22 protein-coding genes and 1 pseudogene are annotated in these 23,929 nt (G+C 74.0%); 6 read left to right on the plus strand and 17 right to left on the minus strand.

The window, feature by feature from the left end; translation table 11 throughout:
* Window positions 1-100: 100 nt before the first annotated feature.
* Entirely contained in the window at window positions 101-1,213 is a 1,113-nt protein-coding gene (locus tag E1300_RS32545) for a hypothetical protein (RefSeq protein WP_131760943.1), read from the minus strand.
* Between the two features lie 172 nt (window positions 1,214-1,385).
* Between E1300_RS32545 and E1300_RS32550 the strand changes: the two genes are divergently transcribed.
* The gene (locus tag E1300_RS32550; protein ID WP_131760944.1) at window positions 1,386-2,231 is read left to right on the plus strand and encodes a siderophore-interacting protein; all 846 of its coding nucleotides are present in this window, start codon (window positions 1,386-1,388) and stop codon (window positions 2,229-2,231) included.
* A gap of 53 nt (window positions 2,232-2,284) precedes the next feature.
* Here the strand turns inward: E1300_RS32550 and E1300_RS32555 are convergent, their stop codons facing one another.
* Window positions 2,285-3,643, minus strand: a complete 1,359-nt coding sequence (locus E1300_RS32555; protein ID WP_165503094.1) for an ABC1 kinase family protein — start codon at window positions 3,641-3,643, stop codon at window positions 2,285-2,287.
* Between the two features lie 92 nt (window positions 3,644-3,735).
* Window positions 3,736-4,377, minus strand: coding sequence for a QsdR family transcriptional regulator (locus tag E1300_RS32560; protein ID WP_165503095.1), 642 nt, complete (start codon window positions 4,375-4,377; stop codon window positions 3,736-3,738).
* Between the two features lie 72 nt (window positions 4,378-4,449).
* Here E1300_RS32560 and E1300_RS32565 point away from each other — a divergent pair, with 72 nt between their 5' ends.
* Both E1300_RS32565 and cphA read left to right on the plus strand, forming a co-directional pair.
* On the plus strand, window positions 4,450-5,283 hold the full coding sequence (locus tag E1300_RS32565) for a cyanophycinase (RefSeq protein WP_207400079.1): 834 nt from the start codon (window positions 4,450-4,452) through the stop codon (window positions 5,281-5,283).
* Window positions 5,284-5,286: 3 nt separating this feature from the next.
* Entirely contained in the window at window positions 5,287-7,926 is a 2,640-nt protein-coding gene (cphA, locus tag E1300_RS32570) for a cyanophycin synthetase (RefSeq protein WP_131760945.1), read from the plus strand.
* Here the strand turns inward: cphA and E1300_RS32575 are convergent.
* The 12 genes from E1300_RS32575 to E1300_RS32630 all read right to left on the minus strand — a co-directional run bounded on the left by E1300_RS32575 (window position 7,863) and on the right by E1300_RS32630 (window position 19,349).
* The gene (locus tag E1300_RS32575) at window positions 7,863-8,753 is read right to left on the minus strand and encodes a phosphatase PAP2 family protein (RefSeq protein WP_131760946.1); all 891 of its coding nucleotides are present in this window, start codon (window positions 8,751-8,753) and stop codon (window positions 7,863-7,865) included. The two genes, cphA and E1300_RS32575, sit on opposite strands and share 64 nt — an antisense overlap.
* Window positions 8,754-8,854: 101 nt before the next feature.
* Entirely contained in the window at window positions 8,855-11,068 is a 2,214-nt protein-coding gene (locus E1300_RS32580) for an MMPL family transporter (protein ID WP_131760947.1), read from the minus strand.
* 58 nt (window positions 11,069-11,126) lie between these two features.
* Window positions 11,127-11,738, minus strand: a complete 612-nt coding sequence (locus tag E1300_RS32585) for a TetR/AcrR family transcriptional regulator (protein WP_131760948.1) — start codon at window positions 11,736-11,738, stop codon at window positions 11,127-11,129.
* Window positions 11,739-12,037: 299 nt separating this feature from the next.
* Window positions 12,038-13,195, minus strand: coding sequence for a 4-hydroxybenzoate 3-monooxygenase (locus E1300_RS32590; protein ID WP_131760949.1), 1,158 nt, complete (start codon window positions 13,193-13,195; stop codon window positions 12,038-12,040).
* A 54-nt stretch (window positions 13,196-13,249) separates the two neighbouring features.
* Window positions 13,250-14,050 carry an IclR family transcriptional regulator gene (locus tag E1300_RS32595; RefSeq protein WP_131760950.1) on the minus strand — a complete coding sequence of 267 codons (801 nt, stop codon included), beginning with the start codon at window positions 14,048-14,050 and terminating at the stop codon, window positions 13,250-13,252.
* Between the two features lie 57 nt (window positions 14,051-14,107).
* Window positions 14,108-14,503: a 4-carboxymuconolactone decarboxylase gene (gene pcaC / locus E1300_RS53740; protein WP_306440688.1), complete on the minus strand. Its 396-nt coding sequence runs from the start codon at window positions 14,501-14,503 to the stop codon at window positions 14,108-14,110.
* Entirely contained in the window at window positions 14,500-15,288 is a 789-nt protein-coding gene (gene pcaD, locus E1300_RS32605) for a 3-oxoadipate enol-lactonase (RefSeq protein ID WP_131760951.1), read from the minus strand. Before pcaD ends, pcaC begins: the two co-directional genes overlap by 4 nt.
* A complete protein-coding gene (gene pcaB / locus E1300_RS32610) occupies window positions 15,285-16,469 on the minus strand; it encodes a 3-carboxy-cis,cis-muconate cycloisomerase (RefSeq protein ID WP_131760952.1) in 1,185 nt (394 codons plus the stop codon). Before pcaB ends, pcaD begins: the two co-directional genes overlap by 4 nt.
* On the minus strand, window positions 16,459-16,995 hold the full coding sequence (gene pcaG / locus E1300_RS32615) for a protocatechuate 3,4-dioxygenase subunit alpha (protein WP_131760953.1): 537 nt from the start codon (window positions 16,993-16,995) through the stop codon (window positions 16,459-16,461). The genes pcaB and pcaG overlap by 11 nt, the downstream gene beginning before the upstream one ends.
* Window positions 16,995-17,666, minus strand: a complete 672-nt coding sequence (gene pcaH / locus E1300_RS32620) for a protocatechuate 3,4-dioxygenase subunit beta (RefSeq protein ID WP_131760954.1) — start codon at window positions 17,664-17,666, stop codon at window positions 16,995-16,997. The genes pcaG and pcaH overlap by 1 nt, the downstream gene beginning before the upstream one ends.
* Window positions 17,663-18,262 (minus strand): CoA-transferase, encoded by a 600-nt coding sequence (locus tag E1300_RS51810; RefSeq protein ID WP_131760955.1) that lies wholly within the window; start codon window positions 18,260-18,262, stop codon window positions 17,663-17,665. The genes pcaH and E1300_RS51810 overlap by 4 nt, the downstream gene beginning before the upstream one ends.
* A 112-nt stretch (window positions 18,263-18,374) precedes the next feature.
* Window positions 18,375-19,349, minus strand: coding sequence for a sigma-70 family RNA polymerase sigma factor (locus tag E1300_RS32630; RefSeq protein WP_131760956.1), 975 nt, complete (start codon window positions 19,347-19,349; stop codon window positions 18,375-18,377).
* A 304-nt stretch (window positions 19,350-19,653) separates the two neighbouring features.
* Between E1300_RS32630 and E1300_RS53570 the strand changes: the two genes are divergently transcribed.
* Window positions 19,654-19,902, plus strand: coding sequence for a DUF397 domain-containing protein (locus tag E1300_RS53570; RefSeq protein WP_207400080.1), 249 nt, complete (start codon window positions 19,654-19,656; stop codon window positions 19,900-19,902).
* A 43-nt stretch (window positions 19,903-19,945) separates the two neighbouring features.
* Here the strand turns inward: E1300_RS53570 and E1300_RS32640 are convergent, their stop codons facing one another.
* The gene (locus E1300_RS32640) at window positions 19,946-20,827 is read right to left on the minus strand and encodes a helix-turn-helix domain-containing protein (RefSeq protein ID WP_242619529.1); all 882 of its coding nucleotides are present in this window, start codon (window positions 20,825-20,827) and stop codon (window positions 19,946-19,948) included.
* 632 nt (window positions 20,828-21,459) lie between these two features.
* On the opposite strand from E1300_RS32640, the gene E1300_RS32645 reads away from it, so the two are divergent.
* On the plus strand, window positions 21,460-22,131 hold the full coding sequence (locus tag E1300_RS32645; protein WP_131760958.1) for a hypothetical protein: 672 nt from the start codon (window positions 21,460-21,462) through the stop codon (window positions 22,129-22,131).
* Window positions 22,132-22,196: 65 nt separating this feature from the next.
* Window positions 22,197-23,570 carry a B12-binding domain-containing radical SAM protein gene (locus tag E1300_RS32650; RefSeq protein WP_131760959.1) on the plus strand — a complete coding sequence of 458 codons (1,374 nt, stop codon included), beginning with the start codon at window positions 22,197-22,199 and terminating at the stop codon, window positions 23,568-23,570.
* Between the two features lie 2 nt (window positions 23,571-23,572).
* Here E1300_RS32650 and E1300_RS32655 read toward each other — a convergent pair.
* Window positions 23,573-23,929, minus strand: a pseudogene (locus E1300_RS32655) (alcohol dehydrogenase); the annotation flags it as partial.

Below are 23,929 nucleotides of genomic sequence, written 5' to 3' on the forward strand. Positions count from 1 at the left end.
GGCCGCGCCGGCGGGCGCGCGTCCCGCCGGCGTCCGCTGACGGTCCGGCCCCGCGGGTGTGCGCGCCCGCGGGGCCGGCCGCCTTCCGGTGGGGCCTCGGTCACGGGTGGACGAGAAGGTTCGGGGTTCCGGCGTTGGTGGCCCAGACGACGCCGCCGCCGAGCGTGGTGGAGATCCCCTGGACGGCGTTGTACGTGCCCGTGGTCGGCGCGGGCTCCTCGGTCCAGCGGGTGCCGTCCCAGCGGATCAGGAGGGCGTGGTAGACGCCGGCGGGGTCGCCGTCGGTGAAGGTGAAGGAGGAGCCGCCGGCCCAGACCTCGTGCGAGGAGCGGGCCGTGACGGCCGCCAGCGAGCCGCTGGCGATCGAGTTCGCGGACGGAGGCAGGTGGTCGTAGGGGCTCGGGACGATCGTCCAGCGGCTGCCGTCCCAGTGCTCGGTGAGCGTGACCGGCGTGCCGAAGCCGCTCCGGTAGCCGACCGCCCAGACGTCGTTCGCGGCCACGGCGACCGCGCCGGTGGCGACGGGGCTGTCGCTGTTCGTCTGGCTCCCGGTCTGCGCCATCGGGACGACGCTCCACGCGGACCCGTCGTAGTGGAGCGCGTACAGGGAGTCGGGCTGCGGCGCATCGTTGCTGTGCGTCCCGACGGCCCAGACGTCGGTGGCGGAGCGGGCGCTGACGGCCGCCAGCCGCGAGCTGAAGGGGGCTCCCTCCTCGGGGACGGCGACGCGGCTCCAGGCCGTCCCGTCCCAGTGCTCGACGAGGGCGCGGCGCCCGTCGGTGCCGACCGCCCAGGCGTCGGCGGGGCCGACGGCGGCGACGCCGTGCAGCGCCGCGTTGCGGGCGGAGATCGCCGGGCTGGGGACGATGCTCCAGGCGGAGCCGTCCCAGCGCTCGATCTGGGGGCTGGACACGCGGTAGCCCGAGCCGGCGGCCTTGCCGACCGCCCACGTGCCGGCGGGACCGCCGGCACTGATGGCGAGGACCGTCCCGCGCCCGGCCGGGGCCGGGACCTGCTGCCAGGACGTGCCGTTCCAGTGCGCGAAGCCCGGGCTGCCGAGCGCCCACGCGTCGGTGTCGCCGTGGCTGCTCACGGGACCGCTCACCCCGGTGGCCGGGGAGGCCGTCCAGGCGCCCGCGGCCCGCGCGGCTCCGGCGGGGAGGACGAGCGCCGCCGCGAGGACGGCGGTGCCGAGCCAGATCGTCGATCGCATCACACGGTCCCTCCAGGTGTCGGGCATGTCGCCCCCACCACGGGCGCGGCCCCGTCCCGGTTCGGGATGTGGCACGTCCCGGCCAGCCGGATCCGGCCGGGCGGCGGGAACATCCGCGGAGCACGTAAGGTTAGGGTCACCTAACACGTGACTTCGATCACCGGAGGGCTCGATGGCGACGGAACCTGCGCGCAAGAGGCCGAGGCTCAACCGCGGGACGGTGCTGCGCACCGAGCGCGTCACGCCGCACATGATCCGCGTCGTGCTCGGCGGGGAGTCCCTCGCCGGGTTCGGCGCGGGAGCGTACACCGACCACTACGTGAAGCTCCTGTTCCCGAAGCCGGGTGTCGCGTACCCGGAGCCGTTCGACATGGAGAAGGTCAGGGCGGAGCTGCCGCGCGACCAGTGGCCGAGCGTCCGGACCTACACGGTCCGCTCCTGGGACCCCGAGGCGGTGGAGCTGACCATCGACTTCGTCCACCACGGCGACAAGGGCATCGCGGGCCCCTGGGCGGCGCGCGTCCAGCCGGGCGAGGAGGTGCTGTTCAACGGGCCGGGCGGGGCCTACGCCCCGAGCGCCGACGCGGACTGGCACCTGCTGGTCGGCGACGAGGCGGCGCTCCCGGCGATCGCGGCGTCGCTGGAGCGGATCCCCGAGGGCGCGCCCGCGCGCGTGTTCGTCGAGGTGGCCGGGCCGGAGGAGGAGCAGGACCTGCGGACCCCCGGCGACGCGGAGATCGTCTGGCTGCACCGGAACGGCGGGGCGCCCGGCGACCTGCTCGTCGAGGCCGTCCAGAAGCTGGACTTCCCGGACGGCCGGGTGCACGCGTTCGTGCACGGTGAGGCGGGCTTCGTCAAGGCGCTGCGCCGGCACCTGCGGGTCGACCGGGGGCTGCCGCTAGAGCAGCTGTCCATCTCCGGGTACTGGCGCGTGGGCCGCGACGAGGACGGCTGGCAGTCGTCCAAGCGCGAGTGGAACCGCCAGGTCGAGCAGGAAGAGGCCCAGGTCCTCGGCTGACCCGGTCGCGGGCCGGAGCGCCGGCCGGGGGAAGGCCGGGGCACGGGCCGAGGTCAGGCGGTGGCCTCCTCCGGCTCCGTCGCGTCCGGGTCGTCGCCGTCGGCGAAGCCGGGCAGCCAGCGCTCGGCCTCGGCGCGGAACGGGCCCTCGGCCTCCAGCTGGCACAGCACGCCGCCGCAGCCCGACAGCGCGCGGCTGACGGCCAGGTACTGCGGCGGCAGCCGGAACTGGCGGGCGAGGGCGCCGGGGCGCATGTCGGAGGCGAGGCCGAGCCCGCGCGCGGTCTGCTCGCGCAGCCACGCGCGCGAGTACCGGAACCGCTCGACGGCGAACGGGGCGGCGTGCGGCGCGACGAGCTCGGCCACCTGGCCGGCGTCGACGTCCGCGTCCGGGTCGAGGAAGCCCTCGTCCCGCAGCACCTCGACCATCTCCTCGGGGTCGCCGAGCGTCCCGATGCGCAGCAGGCGGCCGATCGACCACTGGAGCTCGGCCGGGACGTGCGCCGCGCCGCCGAAGTCCATGACGCCGAGGCGCCCGTCGTCCAGCATCCGGAAGTTGCCGGGGTGCGGGTCGATGTGGATCATCTCGCAGCGGGCCGGGCCCGACAGCAGGAAGCGGAACAGCAGCAGCCCGGCGCGGTCGCGCTCCTCCTGGCCGCCCTCGGCGATCACCCTGGCGAGCGGGGTGCCGCCGAGCCACTCGGTGACGAGGACGTTGCCCGACTGGGCGACGACGGCGGGGACGACGAAGTCGGGGTCGTCCGCGTAGGCGTCGTGGAAGGCCGTCTGGGCGCGGGCCTCGTCGACGTAGTCGAGCTCCTTCTCCAGCCGCCGCTTGAGGTCGGCCACCACCGGCTTGACCTCGACGCCGGGGAACAGCGGGGTGAACAGCCGGCTCAGCCGGGAGATCTGGTTGAAGTCGCTCATCAGCGCCTGCGCGGCGCCGGGGTACTGCACCTTGACGGCGACGGCGCGCCCGTCGTGCCAGACGGCCCGGTGCACCTGCCCGATCGACGCGGCGGCGGCCGGGCGGTCGTCGAACTCGGCGAACCGGTCGCGCCAGTCCTCGCCGAGCCCCTCGGCGAGCACCCGGTGGGTGGTGGCGGCGGGCATCGGCGGCGCCGCCTCCTGGAGCCGGGTGAGGCTCGCGCGGAACGGCCCGGCGACCTCCTCGGGCAGCCCGGCCTCGAAGATCGACAGCAGCTGGCCGACCTTCATCGCGCCGCCCTTGAGCTCGCCGAGCACGGCGAACAGCTGCTCGGCGGTGCGGCGCTGGACCTCCAGCGCGACGGCCTCGGCGGGCCGGCCGATGGTGCGCTTGCCCAGCCCGAGGGCGGTGCGCCCGGCGAATCCGAGCGGCAGGCTGGCGAGCTTGGCGGTCCGCGTCACCGCCCGGCGGGGTATGTCAGTCACGGCTGGACCGCTCCTCGTTCGACGATGCGTCCAATGATCTTCAGCCTCTCATGCGGGTGAATGCCACAAAATGGTCATTCCCCATAAAAGATTCAGCGTTCCCCGGGCCGGAGAGATTCCCCGGACGCGTCCGCGCCCGCTACCGTGCCCTCCCCCAAGCCCTCCCCCGGGTAGGGCCGCAGGAGCAGCGCGACCACCTCCAGGGCCGTGTCGATCTCCGGCTCGGTCCCGCCCAGGAAGTGCGCGTACATGAACGAGTCGGCGATGCGGACGATGGCCTGCGCGAGCGTCCGGGTCGGCAGCGGCACCCGCAGCGCCCCGCGCTCGGTCTCGGCCCGCAGCTCCGCCGCGAGCAGGCCGGTCGCGCGGTCCTCGATCGCGCCCGGCATCGTGGCGAGCCGGACGAACAGCCGGGGCTCGCGCTCGGTGAACGCCTTCAGCGGCGCGGCGTCCACGACCGCGCGCATGAACCGGTCGAGGACGGTGATGATCCGGTCCGCCCCGGTGCCGCTCACGCCCCTGATCACGCCCCGGTAGGTGCGCTCGGTCATGTCGGCGAGGACCGTCCCGAGCAGCCGCTCCCGGCCGCCGACCCACCGGTAGAGGGTGGCGCGGCCGACGCCGAGCTCGGCGGCCAGCGCGGACATGTCGACCGGCTCGCCCCGCAGGTAGTGCGCGGACGCGGCGGCGACCGCCGCGGCGGGGCCGTCGGAGGAGGCCGGACTGCCGCTCATGCGCCCAGCATGACACGCCCGGCGGCGGCGATCGAAAGACTACGGACCGTCATCAAAGGGTAGCTACGGGATGTGACAGAGAAACTGGGGGGTGCCGGCCGGAAGGGCCGGCTGCTGATCATCGGAGGGGCGGAGAACCGGACCTGCGGCGCCGGCCCGCTGGAGACGTTCGTCGAGCTGTCGGGGCACGAGGACGCGCGGATCGTGGTGATGACGACCGCGACCGAGGTGCCGGAGGAGGTCGCGGAGGAGTACACCGCCGTGTTCGGGCGGCTCGGCGTGTCGTCGGTGCGGGAGCTGCGGCTGCTCGGCCGGGCCGCCGCGGACGACGCGGCGACGCTGCGGGCGCTGGAGTCGGCCACGGGGGTGCTGTTCAGCGGCGGCGACCAGTCGCGGATCCGGACCCTCGTCGGGTCCCGCACCAACGAGCTGCTGAAGCGGCGGCTGGAGCAGGAGGGCCTGGTCATCGCGGGGACGAGCGCCGGCGCGACCGCGATGGGGCATTGGATGATCCTCGGCGGCCACGGCCACGAGGTCGCCGCGTCCAGCGTGAAGGTCGGCCCCGGGCTGTCGCTGCTCGACAACGTGCTGATCGACATGCACTTCAACGAGCGCGGCCGGCTGCCGCGGCTGCTGAGCGGCATCGCACTGGACACGCGGCTGCTCGGCGTCGGCATCGACGAGGACACCGCGATCGTGGTCGGCGACGGGCACTTCGCGGTGGTCGGCACGGGCGTCGTCACGGTCGTGGACGCGGGCCAGTCCACGGTCGCCTACGCCGCCGCCGACGACGAGCCGATGGCGATGTTCGACGTGTCGCTGCACCTGCTGCCCGCCGGCTGCTCGTTCCAGATGAACGACCGCCTGCCCGCCATCGGGGCCGTGCGCGGCCCCGAGGAGGAGTGACCCGTGCGGCTCGACTCCGTCCGCCGCCTGGGCGGCCCGAACGTCTACCTGTCCCGGCCCGTGGCCATCGCGCGGCTCGACCTCCAGGGCCTGACCGGCCATGAGACCACCGACCACCCCGGATTCGCCGGCCGGCTCGCGGCGGCGCTGCCCGGGCTGGCCTCCCACCACTGCTCGGCGGGCCGCCCCGGCGGGCTGCTCGACGCGATGGCGCGGGGCACCTACTTCGGCCACGTCACCGAACACGTTGCGCTGGAGCTGTCCGGGCTCATCGGCCGCGAGGTCTACTTCGGCCGGACGGTCGGCGCGGGCGAGCCCGGCCTGTACGACGTGATCCTGGAGTGCCCGCGCGACGAGCCGTCCGGCGGGACGGTCGTGGAGGACCTCGTCACCCTCGCCCTGCGGCTCGTGAACGGCACCCTCTGCGGCCTCGCACCGGACGTGACCGAGGACCTCGCGCGCATCGCGGCCGACCACGAGTCCGGGCGGCTCGGGGTGAGCACCTCGGCGCTGGCCCGCGCGGCGCGCCGCCGGGACGTGCCGGTCCGCCGCGTCGGCGACCTCAACCTGCTCCAGCTCGGCTACGGGCGGCACCGCCGGACCGTCTGGGCGGCGATGACGGACGGCACGTCCGCGATCGGCATGGAGGTCGCGGCGGACAAGCGGCTGGCGCACCGCCTGCTCGCCGAGGCGGGCGTGCCCGTCCCGGACGGCCGGGTGGCGGCGTCGCCCGCCGAGGCCCTGGAGGCGCTGCGCGACATCGGCGCCCCGGTGGTCGTCAAGCCGCTGTCGGGGCACCAGGGGGAGGGCGTGCACGTCGAGCTGACGAGCCCGCCCGAGGTCGTCGCCGCGTTCGCCGCCGCGGCCGGGGACGCCGGCGCGGTGCTCGTCGAGTCCTACGTCCCCGGCGAGGACTACCGGGTCCTGGTCGTCGGCGGCCGGGTGGCGGCCGCCGCGCGGCTCACGGCCGCCCGCCTGACCGGTGACGGGACCTCCACGGTCGCGGCGCTGGTCGAGCGGGTCAACGCCGATCCGGCGCGTGGCGCGGGCCACGACCGGCCGCTGACGCGGCTGGCGCTCGGCGACACCGAGCTCGGGCTGCTCGCCCGGCAGGGCCACGGCCCGGAGACCGTCCCCGCCGCCGGGGAGACGGTGTGGCTGCGGCGCAACGCGAACCTGTCCACGGGCGGCACCAGCCGCGACGTGACCGGCGAGGTCCACCCGGACATCGCCGCGATGTGCGTCCGCGCCGCCGCGACCGTGGGCATGGACGTGTGCGGCATCGACCTGCGGCTGCCCGACATCGCCGCGCCGCCGCCCGCCGAGCGCGGCGCCGCCGGCGTCCTGGAGGTCAACGCCGCGCCGGGGCTGCGCATGCACCTCGCCCCGCACGAGGGGCCGGGCCGGGACGTCGCCGGCGACATCATCGACCTGATGTACCCGCCGGGCGCGCCGTCCCGCGTCCCGATCGTGTCGGTGACCGGCACGAACGGCAAGACCACCACCGTCCGGATGATCGCGCACATGCTGCGGCTGGGCGGGCTGCGGACCGGGATGACGAGCACGGAGGGGGTGTACGTCGGCGGGCGGCTCGTGCACCGGTCCGACGCGTCCGGGCCGCGGTCCGCGGAGATGGTGCTCGGCGACCGGTCGGTGGAGGCGGTCGTGCTGGAGACGGCGCGGGGCGGGATCGTGCGCCGCGGCCTCGGCTACGACCGCGCGGACGTCGCGGTCGTCACCAACATCACCCGCGACCACCTCGGCATGGACGGCACGGAGTCGCTGGACGACCTGGTCGACATCAAGGCGCTGGTCGCCGAGGAGATCCGCCGCGGCGGGCACCTCGTCCTGAACGCCGAGGACGACGCGGCCGCGGGCCTCGCCGGGCGGGCGGCGGTCCGCGCCCGCGAGCCGGTGCTGCGCTACTTCGCGCTGTCGCCGGACGCGCCCCGCGTGGCCGCGCACCTGCACAGTGGAGGCACCGCCTACTTCGTGGAGCACGGGTGGCTGACGGAGGCGCGCGGCGGGCGCCGCACCCGCGTGCTCCCGGCCGACGAGGTCGCGGGCGCGTTCGGCGGCGACGCCGCGCACGTGATCGCCGACGCGCTCGCCGCGGTGGCCGCCGCCCGCGCCCTCGACGTCCCGGTGGACGTCCTCGCCGGCGCGCTGCGCACCTTCGAGCCGCACGCGCTGAACCCGGGGCGGGGCTGCGTGTACCGGGTCGGCGCGCGTCCCGTCCTGGTGGACTACGCGCACAACCCGGCGGCGGCGGAGGCGATGGGCGCCCTCGTCGGGCGGCGCTGGGGCCGTGCCGGCGTCGCCGCGGTCACGCTGCCCGGCGACCGGTCCGACGAGCTGGTGCGGGAGACCGCGCGGGCGATCGCGGGGACGTTCGACCGCGTCGTCGTCTACGAGGACGAGGACCTGCGCGGCCGGCGGCCCGGCGAGATGACCCGGCTGATCGTCGAGGGGCTGCGGGCGGGCCGCCCGGACGTGCGGCCCCATCCGGCCGGCGACCTCAAGGGGGCGCTGACGGCGGCGCTGGACATCGCGGGGCCGGACGAGCCGGTCCTGCTGCTCTACGAGAGGCTGGCGCCGGTCGCCGAGCTGCTCGACACGCTGGGCGCCGTGCCGGGCGGCTGAGCGGCGGCCCCGCTCGCGGCCCCGCCGGCGGCTCCGTTGACGGGACGGCCGGCGGGACGGGGCGGGCGGATCAGGAGCACGGTCGCCGCCAGCAGGGACAGCACGACGATGCCGTCCAGCCAGTAGTGGTTGGCGGTGCTCACGACGACGGCGACGGTGGCGAGGGGGTGCAGGAGCCACAGCCACCGCCAGCGCGTCCGCGACGTGACGATGAGGCCCATCGCGACGACGGCGGCCCAGCCGATGTGCAGGGACGGCATGGCCGCGTACTGGTTGGCCATGGTGTCGGTCTGCGGCGCCCCGTAGACCGCGGGGCCGAACCGGGCGCCGGTGTCGATGAGCCCGGTGGCGGCCAGCATCCGCGGCGGCGCGAGCGGGACGAGCAGGTGCAGCACGAGCCCCGCGCCCGTGAGCGCCACGACGACCCGCCGGATCCACCGGTAGTGGGCGGGGCGCCGCAGGTAGATCCACAGCAGGAACGCCGCGGTCGCCGGGAAGTGCACGTAGGCGTAGTAGCAGTTGGCGGCGTGGACGAGGGCCTCGCTGTGCAGCAGCCCGTGCTGGACGGCGGTCTCGCTGGGCAGCCGCGCGGCGCGTTCGAGGTCCCAGACGCCGCGGGCGTTGGCCAGCGCCTCCGACACCCGGCCGCTCGCCAGCAGCCGCCCGAGCTTGTACACCCCGAACAGCAGGACGATCAGGACGAGCTCGCGGACGGGGCGGGGCCGCCCGCCCGGTCCGCCGCCGCACCGGGAGCGTCCGTCCCGTACCGGTCCGCGCAGCCGCGCGAACGAACTGGCAGGCCGGGGCGGCTGCTCAAGGAGGCTCATGTGCTGTCCTTTGCGGGGTGGGCCCGCCGGCCCGGGGTTCCCGGCGCGGCGGCGTACGGCGCGGGGCCGGGCCGCCCCCGGTCGGAGGCGGCCCGGGCCCGTCAGGTGCGGGCGGTGTCGAGCTCGCGCTCGCCGGGGCGGGCGGCGCCGCCGTCGTCGAGCAGATGCCGAAGCCTCTCACCTTCGACGTCGACGTTGGGGACGGCGCGCGCCAGCCACCGCGGCAGCCACCAGGCGGCGCGGCCGAACAGCGCCATCACCGCCGGGACGATCGTCATCCGGACGACGAAGGCGTCGAAGGCGACGCCCGCGGCCAGCGCGAAGCCCATCATCTTGATCATCGATTCGGACGAGGCCACGAAGCCCGCGAACACGGCGATCATGATGACGGCGGCGGCGGTGACGACGCGTGCGCCGTGCCGGAACCCGGTCACGACCGCCGCGCCCGGCTCGGCGCCGTGCACGAACTCCTCCCGCATCCGGGTGACCAGGAAGACCTGGTAGTCCATGGCGAGGCCGAACACCACGCCGATCAGGAAGATCGGCATCATGCTCATGATCGGGCCGGTCTCGGCGACGCCGAGCAGCCCGGCGAGCCAGCCCCACTGGAACACCGCGACGACGGCGCCGAAGGTCGCCGCGACCGTGAGCAGGAAGCCGAGCGTGGCCTTCAGCGGCACCAGCAGCGACCGGAACACGAGCATGAGCAGCAGGAACGCCAGGCCGACGACGAGCGCCAGGTAGGGCAGGAGGGCCTGGCCGAGCTTCGCCGACACGTCGATCGCGATCGCGGTCTGCCCGGTCACCATGGCCCGCGCGCCGGTGGCCGCGCGCAGCCCGTCCCCGCGGTCGCGGATCGCCGAGACGAGGTCCTCGGTCGCGGCGGTGCTCGGGCCGCTCTTCGGCACCACGGTCAGCACGGCCGTGTCGCCGGACGGGCCGGTCGCCGGCGCGGTCACCGCGGCGACGTCGCCGAGGCCCTTCACCTCGGCGGCGAACCGCTCGGCGGGCGCCTTGGCCGCGCCGCCCCGCCCGGCGTCCACGACGACCATGAGCGGGCCGTTGAAGCCGGCGCCGAAGCCCTCGTCGAGCAGGTCGTAGGCCTTGCGCTGGGTGCTGGACGGCGCGGCGACCTCGTCGCCGGGCAGCCCGAGCCGCAGGTCGAGGGCAGGGACGGCGATCACGGCCATCCCGGCGACGGCGGCCAGCAGCACCGGCAGCGGGCGGCGGACGATGAACCGGGCCCACCGCTCCCCCAGCGGCGGCCGGCCGTGCGCCGGGCGCCCGCCGCGCAGGCCGGGCAGCCACCCGCCCATGACCTTGCGTCCGGCGAAGCCGAGCAGCGCGGGCAGCAGGCTGAGCGCGATGAGGACGGCGACCACCACGGCGAACGCGGCGGCCAGCCCCATCTCGGTGAGCAGCGGGATGCCGACGACCGCGAGGCCCGCGAGCGCGATCACCACGGTGAGGCCCGCGAAGACCACCGCGGAGCCGGCCGTGCCGACCGCGCGTCCCGCGGCCTCCTCGCCGGGCCGTCCCTCCTCCAGCTCATGCCGGTAGCGGGAGACGATGAACAGGGCGTAGTCGATGGCGACGGCGAGCCCGAGCATCAGCGCGAGCGTGGACGTGGTGGAGCTCATCTCGAACAGGCCGGTCGCCGCGGTGATGCCCGCCATCGCGATGCCGACGCCGAGGATCGCGTTGAGCAGCGGCAGCCCGGCCGCGATGAGCGACCCGAACGTGATGATCAGCACGACGGCCGCGACCGCGACGCCGATGATCTCGGTGGCGCTCTGCTCGGGCATCGCCTCGGTCGCGGTGCCGCCCATCTCCACCTGGAGCCCGGCGGCCCGGCCCGGGCCGGCCGCGGCGGCGAGCGCGTCCCGCGCCCCGTCCGTCACGTCGATCGGCGGCACCTTGTAGGTGACCTGCGTGTAGGCGATCCGCCCGTCCCGGGAGACGAAGCCCGTCTGGAAGGGGTCGACGACCGAGGCGACCTGCGGCGCCGTCCGCAGCTTCGCGACGACCTGCCCGACCGCGGCCTTCGCGGCCGGGTCGGTCACCTTCGCCCCGGACGGCGCGGCGAACACGACCCGCGCCAGGGCGCCGTCGGCGGACGCCTGCGGCATCCGCTCCTCCAGCAGGTCGATCGCCTTCTGCGACTCGGTGCCGGGGATCGAGAAGTCGTTGCTGGTGGGGCCCTTGAGCGCCGCGGCGCCGATCCCGAAGAGGACCAGAAGCCCCACCCAGATCAGCGCGACGAGCCTGCGCCGCCGGAAGGAGAACCGGCCGAGCCGGTAGAGGAAGGTGGCCAAGGAACTGTCCCATCGGTCACTGGGAGGGCGGTCACTGGAGGGTGGGGGGAGGCGGCCGTCAGCTGGACGGCCCGGCCGGGGGTGCGGGGAGGCCCGCGCGGAGCTGCGCGAAGGCGGAGTCGATCAGCTCGGGCAGGTCGGCGCCGGTACCGCCGTCCGCCCACAGGTCGACGGCGGTGCGCATGGCGAGCGCCGCCGCCCCCGCGAGCAGGTGCGGGTAGAGGTCGCGGCGCGCCTCGGTGCCGGTGCGCCCGGCGACGACCTCGGCGATCTGCCGCTGCATCTCGCCGAGCCCGCAGAGCTGGCTGGCGACCAGGGCGGGGTTCCGCTTGACCACGCGCGCCAGCGCGATGGTCTCGTCCCGCCCGTCGGCGGGCAGCACCACGCCGGTGACGACGTGCCGGATCGCGTCCCAGATCGGCTCGCCCGCCGGGCGGGCCCGCAGCCCGTCGATCACGGCGCGCGCCCCGTCGGTGAGCGGGGCGACGATCGCCTCCTCCTTGGAGGCGAAGTAGTTGTGGAACGTGCGGGCGGAGACGCCCGCCTCGGCGGCGATCCCCTCGACCGTCACCCGCTCCACGCCGTGCTCGACCGCCAGCCGCGCGGCCGCGCGGCTGAGGGCCTCGCGGGTCGCGACCTTCTTGCGCTCACGCAGCCCCATCTCCGACATGTCCTCCACCGTAGGACAAACTTGCGCGATCGGCAAAATTGCAGGAGCTGACAAGTTACGTGATGTGCATCTCATCCACGGCGGGTCACCACTCGTGACGGACCGCCGCCGCGCCTCCGACCAGGCCGCCCCGGCGGCGGCACCCCAACGACGAGCGCCCTCAACGACGAGCGCCCTCAACGACGAGCGCCCCAACGACGAGCGCCACCAACGACGAGCGCGCCCAACGACGACGGCGCCCCCGCCGGCCGGGCGGGGGCGCCGTCGTGAACGGATCAGCCTGCGTGAGGCTCCGCGCCTCAGGCGAGAGGGAGTCCCACATAGTTCTCGGCCAGCGTCGTCGCCGCGGCCTCCGAGGACGTGACGTACTCCAGATGCGAGCGCTGCAACCGCCGCGCGAACTCGTCCGCCTCCGGATCGGCGTGCAGCAGCGTCGTCATCCAGTACGAGAAGTGCTCGGCCCGCCAGACCCGCCGCAGGCACGTCGCGGAGTAGTCGTCGAGCAGGCGCTCCGAACCCGTCTCGTACCGCTCCGCCAGCGCCCGGGCGAGCACGGTGACGTCCGAGACCGCCAGGTTCAGGCCCTTCGCCCCGGTCGGCGGGACGATGTGCGCCGCGTCCCCGGCGAGGAACAGCCGGTCGTGGCGCATCGGCTCGGCGACGAAGCTGCGCATCGGCGTCACCGCCCTGTCGGTGATCGGCCCCTCCCGCAGCCTCCAGCCGTCGCCGGTCGCGAACCGCGCCGCCAGCTCGTCCCAGATCCGGGCGTCGGACCAGGCGCCGAGGTCCTCGTCCGGGGCGACCTGGAGGTAGAGGCGGGAGACCTTCGGCGAGCGGAGGCTGTGCAGCGCGAACCCGCGGTCGGAGTGCGCGTAGATGAGCTCGTCCGTGGACGGCGGGACGTCCGCGAGGATCCCGAGCCACGCGAACGGGTAGTCGCGGGCGAACGTCCGGATGCCCGGGACGGCGGGCCTGCTCACCCCGTGGAAGCCGTCGCAGCCCGCCACGTAGTCGCAGTCGAGCGTCTCCACCCGGCCCTCGTGCCGGAACGTCACGCTCGGCGCGGACGCGTCGATCTCCAGGACCTCCGCCTCGAACCGCACGTCGCCGCCGTCCGCCAGCCGCAGCGCCACCAGGTCCTTGACGATCTCGGTCTGCGCGTAGACCGTCACCGTGCGGCCGGTCATCTCGGTGAGCGGGATCCGGTGCCCCGCGCCGCCGAACCGCAGCTCAAGGCCGTGGTGGACGAGGCCCTCGCGGTCGAGGCGCTCCCCCGCGCCGCTCTCGCGGAGCACGTCCGTCGTGCCCTGCTCCAGCATCCCGGCCCGCTGCCGCTGCTCCACGTAGCGGCGGTCGCGGCTCTCCAGGACCACCGAGGCGATCCCCCGCCGGTGCAGCAGCTGCGACAGCAGCAGCCCCGCCGGGCCGCCGCCCACGATCGCGACCTGGGTGCGCATCGAGCCTCCTCGTCATGGACGTCCTCCGCGATGGTCCCGCGTGAAGCCGCAGGTTCAGGCCCCGGCCTTCCGCTCGGCGGAAAGCGCGTCCGGCCGGCCCCGCCAGTGCGCGGCCACGTCCCGCGACAGCGCCCGCGCCGCCGTCGTGAGCGGCGGCAGCAGCCGCCGCAGGTCGGCGCTGCGCGTCCGCGACACGAGCGACAGCGCCGCGACCACCGCGCCCTCCGCGTCGCGCACCGGGGCGCCGACGGACGCGGCGCCGAGCGTCATCTCGTCGCGGGTCACCGAGTACCCGGACCGCCGGACCTGCTCCACGCAGCGCCGCAGCTCCTCCGGATCGGTGATCGTCCGCGGGGCGTGCCGGGGCAGCCCGCCCGCCAGCACCGCCTCCCGGACCTCCGCCGGCGCGTACGCCAGCAGCACCTTGCCGACCCCGGTGGCGTGCAGCGGCAGCGTCGCGCCGACCTGCGTCACGACCGGCACCGACCGCGTCCCGCGCAGCCGCTCGACGACCAGCACCCGCCGGTCCCGCAGCACCGCGAGCTGGACGTTGTCGTGCGTGGCCTCGTACAGGTCCTCCATGTGCGGCAGCGCGAGCTCGCGGAGGCCGGTGACCGCGGGCGCCTGGCTGCCGATGCGCCACAGCCGGGTGCCGATCCGGTACGTCCCGTCCGGGACCCGCTCCAGGAACCCGCCCGCGACGAGCTCCCCGACGAGCCGGTGCCCGGTCGCGAGCGGCAGGCCGGACCGGCGGCAGATCTCGCTGAGGTTCAGGCGCACGTCGCCGAGGGCGAAGGCGTCCAGGATGGCCATCACCTTCCCCGCCACGCTGATCGGCCGCGCGCGCTCAGCCATTCCCCTCAGCCATGCCCTTCCGGCCCGTGCCCCTTCCGGCGGCCGCCACCGCGGCGATCACTCCTCCTCGGCCAGTACCCGCTGGGCGACGGCGAACGCCGAGTTGGCCGCCGGGACGCCGCAGTAGATCGCGGTCTGGAGGAGGACCTCCTTGATCTCGTCGCGGGTCAGCCCGTTGCGGAGCGCGGCCCGGACGTGCATGGCGAGCTCCTCCAGGTGCCCGCCCGCGACCATCGCGGTCAGCGTGATGCAGCTCCGCGTCCGGCGGTCGAGCCCGGGACGGCTCCAGATCTCCCCCCACGCGTACCGGGTGATCAGGTCCTGGAAGTCGGCGGTGAACGCGTCCGTCCGGGCCTGCGCGCGGTCGACGTGCGCGTCCCCCAGCACCTCGCGGCGGGTCTTCATGCCCTCGGCGTGCCGCCGCTCGTCCGTCATGTCCTGGTCGCGGCTCAACGGGACGTCCCCTTCCACGTGCGGTCCAGATGCGCGGTGATCGCCTCGGTGACGGCCTCGGGCCGCTCGGCGTTCGCCAGGTGCCCGGCGCCCTCCACGATGACGAGGCGGGCGTCCGGGATGCCGTCCGCGAGCCGGTCGGCGTGGCCCCGCGGCGGCGTCGGGACGTCCTCCGCCCCGGCGACGACGAGCGTCGGCGCGGCGATCTCCCCGAGCCGGTCCGCGGCGTCGAAGCGCGCGAGGGCGTCGCAGCAGGCCGCGTACCCGGCCGGGTCGGCGGCCGCGACCATCGCCACGTAGGGCGCGGCGCCGCCGAAGCCCGGCGTGAACCAGCGGCCCGCGGCGGCCTCGGCCACCGGCCCCATGCCCTTCCCGCGGACGAGCGCGGCGCGTTCCCGCCACGGCCCCGGCTCGCCGAACCGCGGCGACGTGCAGCACAGCACGAGGCTGCCGACGCGCTCCGGGGCCCGCAGCGCGAGCTCGGCGCCGATCGCGCCGCCGAGCGACACCCCGGCGTAGGCGGCCTCGGCAACGCCGAGCCGGTCGAGCAGCGCGGCGACGCCGTCCGCGAGGTCGCCGACGGTGAACGGGCCGTCCGGGACCGGCGCGCCGCCGTGCCCGGGCAGCTCGAACCGGACCACCCGCCACCGCTCGGCCAGGGCGGGCAGCTGCGGTTGCCAGAGGTCGGCCGTGGTACCGAGGGACGGGCCGAGGACGACGACGGGCGCGTCCTCCGGCCCGTCGAGGCGATGGCGCGGCACGGGCGCCGGTACGGGCTGGGTCACGCGCGGCTCCTCCGGTAGGCGGCGACGGCCCGGTCGACCAGGGCGGTCGCGGCACCGGGGCCCGGGTCCTCGCCGAGCACGGCGAGCAGGCCGTCGAGGTTGGCGCGCATCCGCTCGGGGCGCACCTCCAGGCCGGACAGCAGCTCGGCGGCGGTCTCGGCGGCGCCGCCGGTGAGGCGCAGGCACTCGCGGAGCGGCTGCCACTCGGCGTGCCACTCCCCCGCCGGGCGCTCCAGCGGCGCGGCCTGCGCCGCGAGCACCACCTGCGCGTACGCGGGGACCTGGAGCGCGGCGGACCGGACCAGCGTCGCCAGCGCCGGGTTCCGCTTGTGCGGCATCGCGGACGAGCCGCCCCTGCCCGGCCCGGCCGCCTCGGCGACCTCGTCCACCTCGCTCTGGGCGAGCAGCCACACGTCCGTGCCGACCTTGCCGAGGGCCCCGGCGGTCAGCGCGAGCGCCGCGGCGAGCTCGGCGACGGGCGTGCGGCGCGTGTGCCACGGCAGCAGCGGCTCGGCCAGGCCCGTCTCGGCCGCGAACGCCGTGACGAGGTCGAGCCCCTGGTCGCCGTAGGCGTTCAGGGTTCCGGCGGCACCGCCGAGCTGCACCGGCAGCGGGACGGCGGCCAGCCGGTCGCGGGCCTCCAGGACGCCGAGCAGCCAGCCCGCAGCCTTCGCCCCGAACGTCGTCGGCAGCGCCTGCCGCCCGAGCGTCCGGCCGGCCATCGGCGTGCCGCGGTGCCGTTCCGCGAGCCCGGAAAGGGCGTCCAGTGCCCGGTCGAGATGGGCGAGGGCGGCGCGCCTGGTCCGGGCCGCGACGAGCATCGCGGCGGTGTCGACGATGTCCTGGCTGGTGGCGCCCCGGTGGACGTGCTCGCCCGCCGGGCCGGCCAGCTCCCGCAGGTCGGCGACCAGCGGGACGACCGGGTTGCCCGCCCCCCGCGCCCGCCGCGCCACGTCCGCGAGGTCGATCCGCCCGGACGCGGCGGCCCGGGCGATCAGCTCCGCCGCGTCCGCCGGGATGATCCCGAGTTTCGCCTGCGCGCGGGCGAGCGCCGCCTCCGCGTCGAGCATCGCCGCCAGGCAGGCCGCGTCGCCCGTGGCGGCCTCGGCCTCCGTCCCGGCGCGGACGGGCGACAGCAGCCCCGCGTCGGGCGCGGGACCGGCCGGTCGGTCAGAATCCAAGGAAGACAGTCTCCCGCTCGCCTTGCAGGTGGATGTCGAAACGGTACTCCCGCTCGCCCTCCCGCTCGGCGATCAGGGTCGCGCGCCGCTCGGCCGGGACCTCCGCGAGCAGCGGGTCGGTGCCGTGGGCCGCGCCGTCCTCGGGGAAGTACAGCCGGGTGAACACGGGCTTGAGCAGCCCCCGCGCGAACACCAGCACCGCGATGTAGGGCGCGCCCTCCCCGACCGGGCCGGGCTTCACCGTGCCGAACCAGTAGCCGCCCGCCGCGTCGGTGGGGCAGCGCCCGAAGCCGGAGAAGTCGTGCCCGGCCCGCACGAGGCCGCCCGGCCGCCGCGGGATCTCGCCCGACCCGTCGGCCTGCCAGATCTCGACCAGCGCGTCCGGCACCGGCTCGCCCGCGCCGTCGAGGACCCGGCCGCGCACGCGGATCGCGTCCGGCCGCCAGCCGGGCACGAGCTCCGAGCCGCCCTCGTAGGGCAGCCCGTACCCGAAGAACGGGCCGACGGTCTGGGACGGGGTGGTCATCAGGCCTCCATCGGGGTGTCGCCGAGCACGATGTCCCACTGGTGGCCGAGCGCCCATTCCGGGACGGTGGTGTCCATGTCGAACCGGCAGATCAGCTTCTCGCGGTCCTCCTGCCGCGGGATCGACTGGAAGATCGGGTCGAACGGGAACAGCGGGTCGCCGGGGAAGTACATCTGGGTGACCAGCCGCTGCGTGAACGCCGTCCCGAACACCGAGAAGTGGATGTGCGCGGGCCGCCAGGCGTTGTGGTGGTTGCGCCACGGGTAGGCGCCCGGCTTGATCGTGACGAACCGGTAGCGGCCGTCGGCGTCGGTGAGGCACCGCCCCGCGCCGGTGAAGTTCGGGTCGAGGGGCGCCGGATGCTGGTCGGCCAGGTGCGGGTAGCGGCCCGCGGCGTTCGCCTGCCACACCTCGACCAGCGCGTCGGGCACCGGGCGTCCCGCGCCGTCCAGCACCCGCCCGGTCACGATGATCCGCTCGCCGATCGGCTCGCCGGAGTGCTGCCTGGTGAGGTCGTTGTCGAGCCGCCCGAGCTCCTGGTGCCCGAAGACCGGCGAGGTCAGCTCCACGCTGTCCGGGCCGAGCTTCGGCATCACCAGCTCCCGCGCCGGAGCGCGGAGGACCGTGCTCCGGTAGCCCGGGGACAGGTACGGGGGGTGGGGGTCCGTCATGCCGTCTTCCCTTCTGCCGCGGCGCGTTCGAGCCGCTCCGGCTCCGTGGCCGCGCGGATCTCCTCGGTGATCGCCCCGGGGGCCGTCCCGACCAGGACGAGCCCCTCGTCCGTCACGTCCAAGCCGGTGATGACGGGCTCGACGCAGCCCTTGCCGGTGCGCGGCAGCGAGCACTCTCCGACGCTCATCGGGGAGCCGTCCCAGGCGGTGTGCCCCATCACGACGACCACCCGGCGAGCCCCGTGCACGAGACCCACCGCCTTGATCGTCTTGCCGGGCGCCGACCGGTTGGCCAAGTCGCCCCGCGCCGAGCCTCGCGATGTCGATGCGGCCGCCGAGGTACCGGCGCGCGAACTCCTTGTTCTCGCCCACGTAGGAGTCCATCGCGCGGGCGATGCGGCGCGCGGCGAGCAGCTCTTCCCGAACCCCTTGCCGCCCAGCCCGGAGGTGTTCGCCACGACCCGCAGGTCCCGCGAGCCCCGCTCGAAGGTCAGGACCGTGGGCACCCCGCAGGGCCCGAAGCCGCCGACGGCGAGCGAGGCCCCGTCACCGATGCCGGCGACGGCCTCCGCAGCCGACCCCACGACCTCGTCCATGCGCCTCCGCTTCCGCTCCGGCGGACCAGGGCCCGCCACTGCCCCCAGCCTGGCAGCCACCTCCCGCGGCGCCGTCCCGGGGTTTCCGCTGAGCGGAAGGAGCGGAGCGCGATCAGAGGTGCTCGGGCAGCCCGAACTTCGCGAACAGCGTGGTGTCGAAGAACGCGGAGACCTGCGAGACCCCCTCCCCCGTGATCGTCAGGACCTGGAGGTGGAAGGGCCGGTGCACCCCGTCCGCGTCCCGCCGGTACAGCCCGAACGCCGGCTGCCCGTTCGCCGCCGTCGGGACCATCCGCAGCTCCCCCGGCTCCGGCGCGCACTGGGTCTTGATGAGCCGGATGATCGAGTCGACGCCCTGGAACCACTCGGGGAACGGCGGCATCTCCCACACCGCGTCCTTCTTGAACAGCTCCACCAGCGACGCGATGTCGGCGTCGTCGAACGCCCGCGCGTACTTCTCCAGCAGCTCCCGCTGGTCCGGGTCGGACGGCTCGACCAGCTCGTCCCGGACGGGGGCGGCCTCCTCCAGCTGCGCCCGCGCCCGCTGGAGCGCGCTGTTCACCGCCGCGGTCGAGGTCTCCAGCAGCTCGGCGACCTCGGCCGCGCGCCACTTCAGGACGTCCCGCAGGATCAGCACGACCCGCTGCCGCGGCGGCAGGTGCTGAAGCGCCGCGACGAACGCCAGCCGCGTGCTCTCCCGGGCCGCGACGATCGACGCCGGGTCCGCCGCGTCCGCGCCGATCACGGCGTCGGGAACCGGCTCCAGCCACGGCACCTCCGGCGAGGCCACCACGGGCCGCTCCGGCTCGGAGGCCGGCGTCCCGAGCCCCGACGGCATCGGCCGGTGCCCCCGCTGGTCGATCGCCGTCAGGCACACGTTCGTGGCGATCCGGTACAGCCACGTCCGCAGCGACGACCGCCCCTCGAAGCCCTCGTACGACCGCCACGCCCGCAGGAACGTCTCCTGGACGAGGTCCTCGGCATCGTGGATGGACCCCGACATCCGGTAGCAGTGCGCGAGTAACTCGCGCCGGTACGGGTCGGCCAGCTCCTCGAACCCCTGCTCCTGGTCAACGACGCTGCTCATGTGATCCCTCCCACTCCGCGGACGTTGCCCCGACCGTAGACGCCCCCACCGACAGAACGAAAGAGCCACCGCCTCAAACCGATTCGTCCTAGAAACGGCATGGATCGGAAGAAACGTGCACCTACGAGTCAGTAGGAAGCGAAGTTGGCGCCGATGTCATTGAATGGCCACACAAGACTTACTCATACGCTTAAACTTGCTTGCCGAAGGCGATCATCGTCCTTTACCCACGGTAGATCACTCTGGGTACTGACTTGACAACCGGCTGCGACCGCATCGCTGGCCGAAGGAGGATTAGGTGACGATGGCCCGGCGATCCGGCTTGGAATCCCGCGGATCCGGTCTCCCGGACGTCGAGGGGGATCCAAGGTTGGCCGTCGCGTGGCGCAAAGCGTCCGCGAGTTCGGACATGGACTGCGTGGAGGTCGCTTCGACCGGCGGGTCCATACTGATTCGCGACTCGAAGGACGCCGAGCACCGAGTCGTGCTGGCCTTGCCACGGCAAGCCTTCGCCGACCTGCTCTCCAGCCTCCGGAGCGGTCATCTCCACTGAGCGGCCCGGCGCAGCCTGACGCACTCTTCCCCGTACGGGCGGTTCAGCCCATCGAAGAGACGATGCCCTCGATGAAGGGGCGTGCCTCACCTGGCGGCAGGGCCAGTTGCCTGAGGTTCTCGAAGGCCGCGCGGTAGTCGGTGACGCGCGTGTCGCGGTCGACGACGGTCAATGCCGACGCGCCCACGTTCTCGAGCCACAGCACGTCGTTCAGCCGGGGATCGGCGAACTCAAGGATCGTGAAGTTACCGAGCAACCCGAAGTGCGCCCCTTTCGAGAACGGGATGATCTCGATCGTCACGTTCGGCTTCTCCAGCATGTCGAGGATGTGGCGCAGTTGACGCGGCATGATCTCGGGATCGACCTGCCCGCCGACGCGTCGTTGCAGGACGGCTTCATCGATGACCATGCGGAGCTGCGGCAGTTCGCTCCGGTTGAAGATCTCCTCCTGCCGCCGGAGACGAACCTCGACGACGATGTCGCGCTGGTCGGGGGCCTGCACGAACTCCTTGGTGAGCGCGGTCGCGTACTCCTCGAGTTGGAGAAGGCCGGGGACGACGAGCGGCGTGAAGCTGCGGATGATGGAGGCGCCCATCTCGTAGCCTATGTACTGCAGATAGTCTGAACTCAGCTCCCTCTTGTAGAGGTTCCACCAAGCCCGCTGCCGGGCATCGCGAGCGATCTCGGTCAGCCTGGTGACCTGGGGGTCGCCTTCCGGGATGCCGTAGTAGCGCAGCAGGGCCTGCAGGTCGGTGGTGGAGACGCCCACCGTGCCGCCCTCGATGCGGATGAGCTTGGAGGTCGACCAGTCGAGCGCGGCCGCCACCTGGTCCTGCGTCGCGCCGTTCTCCTGCCGGAGGCGCTGGAGCTCACTGGTCAGGATCGCGCGTTGGACCACCGGTCCAGGCCCGGAAGGCATGCCCATGTCGGCCCCTTCGCTCGCCCAGCAAAGATCATATTTGACTCTCCTCGCGAACGGCCACGTCGCTGTTCGCCGCCCTTCGAGATGCTCACCTTAAGTCAGCGAGGTGGCAGACTGCCATAGACGCCACTTGCGAGTTGGCACAATGCCCGCCGGACGACAGCAACCCTCAATCCGGAACCTCGCAGATGGCTTCGTGTCGCACTGCGTCGCACGACTCAATTCTGTGCGACATCTGGGGCGGTTACGGGACAGCGGCCGGTCCCGCCCGTATTCGGGCGTGATCAAACGGTGTTTGCGGATACAAGAACTCCGATGACCTGCGTGAACGCGGGATCCAGCGTGCGGCGCCACCCGTCTGCACGCCGGGCGGCACCACGCGTGGTGTCCGTTTGCCAGTTATCGGCTTGGCAGGTGAGAGAAAGAGATCTGCGATCTGCCTGGAGGCAAGTCATCTCCAGGCAATCAGCTCACGGCAGGCACACTTCCGATGGCGGCCGACAATGAAGAAGTGAGCGGTTGCAGGCAAAGTCGTCAGGCGAGCCGATCGCTCGTTCCGCACGATGACGGGGCCCTGAAAAGGCAGGATCCTGACAGAGATCGTGACGCCGAATCCCGAAAGGTCTCGATCGTCGATGAGCGTTCGCGCAGGTGACGGGTTGCCGACACCGCTCACCTTTCCTGAAGGCTACACCTCACTTATCGCCGTGGACATAGTGTCCTTCGGCGCTCCGGAGCGCGACGAGGCGATCCAAGCCCAGTTGCGGCAGTTGATGTACGTGCGCCTGCGGAAGGCGTTCGAGATCACGTGCCTGCCGTGGCTCGCCTGCTACGTGGAGGACCGCGGGGACGGGGCGCTCATCGTCCTGCCGCCTGACGTCCCGGCCTATCTGCTGCTCGATCCGCTCGCGCACCACCTGAAGGCCGTGCTCCGGCACGGCAACCGGCTCTACAGCCGCGCTCTGCAGATGCGGTTGCGGGTCGCGGTGAACGCGGGCTTCGTCCACAGAGATGCCTACGGCGTGGTGGGCCATGCCGTGAATCACCTCTTCCGGTTCCTGGACGCGCCGGCGTTCAAGGAGGCGATCAGTCTTTCCGAGGCGGAGGTGGGCCTCATCGTGTCGGACCGGCTGTACGGCGATGTGGCCGGGAGCGGGGGGTATGTCGACCAAGCGCAGTACCGGCCCGTGCAGGTGGTCTGCAAGGAGACCAAGGCTGACGCTCATGTCTGGTTGTCTCGGACGAGCGTCCCGGAACCGTGGGCGGCGGATCCGCGTGATGAGCGGGAGGCGGATCCGGCGCGCTGACCGTTCGCACAGAATCTTCACGGGATCTGACCGGTTCGTACGGGCTTGCACAACATCGTGGGGGCATGCGCGTGAAGATGATCCTGCCCGCCCTGACCGAGGCGACGTCGCCGTTCTTCAGGCCGATCAAGTACTCGCTGTTCCCGCCGCTCGGGCTCGCCACGCTGGCGGGGTACCTCGGGCCCGACGACGAGGTGACGATCACCGACGAGCACGTCCAGAAGGTGGACCTGTCGGACGAGCCGGACCTCGTGGTGATCCAGGTCTACATCACCTCCGCGCGCCGCGCGTACGAGCTGGCCGACCACTACCGCGCGCGGGGCGTGCGGGTGTGCCTCGGCGGGCTGCACGTGACGTCGCTGCCCGAGGAGGCCGCGCGGCACGCCGACACGATCTTCTGCGGGCCCGGCGAGGACATCTGGCCGCGGTTCCTGGACGATCTGCGCGCCGGCCGCCCGGCGCCGCGGTACGACTCGTCGGAGCGGACGCTCGCGGAGCTGCCGCCCATCCGGCGCGACCTGATCGACCGGCGGCGGTACCTGGTGCCGAACTCGATCGTGGTGTCGCGGGGGTGCCCGCACGTGTGCGACTTCTGCTACAAGGAGGCGTTCTTCGAGGGCGGCAAGTCGTTCTACACGCAGACGGTGGACGCGGCGCTGGCCGAGATCGAGCGGTTGCCGGGGCGGCACCTGTACTTCCTGGACGACCATCTGTTCGGGAACGCCCGGTTCGCGGGGGCGCTCTTCGACGGGATGCGGGGCATGGGGCGGCTGTGGCAGGCCGCCGGGACGGTGCAGGCGGTGCTGCGCCCGGGGCTGCTGGAGAAGGCCGTGGAGTCGGGGCTGCGGAGCCTGTTCGTGGGCTTCGAGACGGTGAACGCGGGGAACCTGGCGGAGCAGCGGAAGTGGCAGAACATCGACCGCGACTACGGGCAGGTGATCCGGCGGCTGCACGACCACGGGGTGATGGTCAACGGCAGCTTCGTGTTCGGGATGGACGAGGACGACCCGAGCGTGTTCGAGCGGACGGTGGAGTGGGCGGTCGGGCAGGGCATCGAGACCGCGACGTTCCACATCCTGACGCCGTATCCGGGGACGCGGCTCTACGAGCGCATGGAGAAGGCGGGGCGGCTCGTCCACCGGGACTGGGACCGGTACGACACGCGCACCGTGGTCTTCAAGCCCGCGAAGATGACGGCGCGGCAGCTGGAGGACGGGTACTGGCGGGCCTATCGCGACTTCTACCGCTGGGGGTCCATCCTCAAGGGGGCGTCGAGCAAGCCGACGCTGCGGGGGAAGGCGCGGCACGCGGCCTACGCGGGCGGGTGGAAGAAGTTCGAGCCCGCCTGGGACCTGGTGATCCGCGCCCGGAAGGCGGGGCGGGCGCTGCCGGTGCTGGAGGCGATCCTCGGCGGTTTCGGGGCGCGGCCCGCGAAGTGACCTCAGGCGTGCGGTTCGATCATGGTGACGCCGGGGCCGCTCATCGCCGCCAGCGCGGCGGGCGCGTCCGCGAGCGGGAGGACGCGGCTGACCAGCAGGTCGGGGCGGACGGCGCCGGAGCGGACGAGCTCGATCATCGGCCCGTAGGCGTGCGCGGCCATCCCGTGGCTGCCGACGATCTCCAGCTCGTGCGCGATGACGCGGTCCATCGGCAGGTCGGGGCGTCCGGCGGCGGGCGGCAGGAGGCCGACCTGGACGTGCCGGCCGCGGCGGCGCAGGCTCTCGACGGACGCGCGGGCGGCATCGTCGCGGGGCTCGCGCTCGCCGTCCGCTACCTCGCGGGCGGCCCGTACGAGCTG

The organism is Actinomadura fibrosa (genome assembly GCF_900659615.1).
Lineage (GTDB): Bacteria > Actinomycetota > Actinomycetes > Streptosporangiales > Streptosporangiaceae > Spirillospora > Spirillospora fibrosa.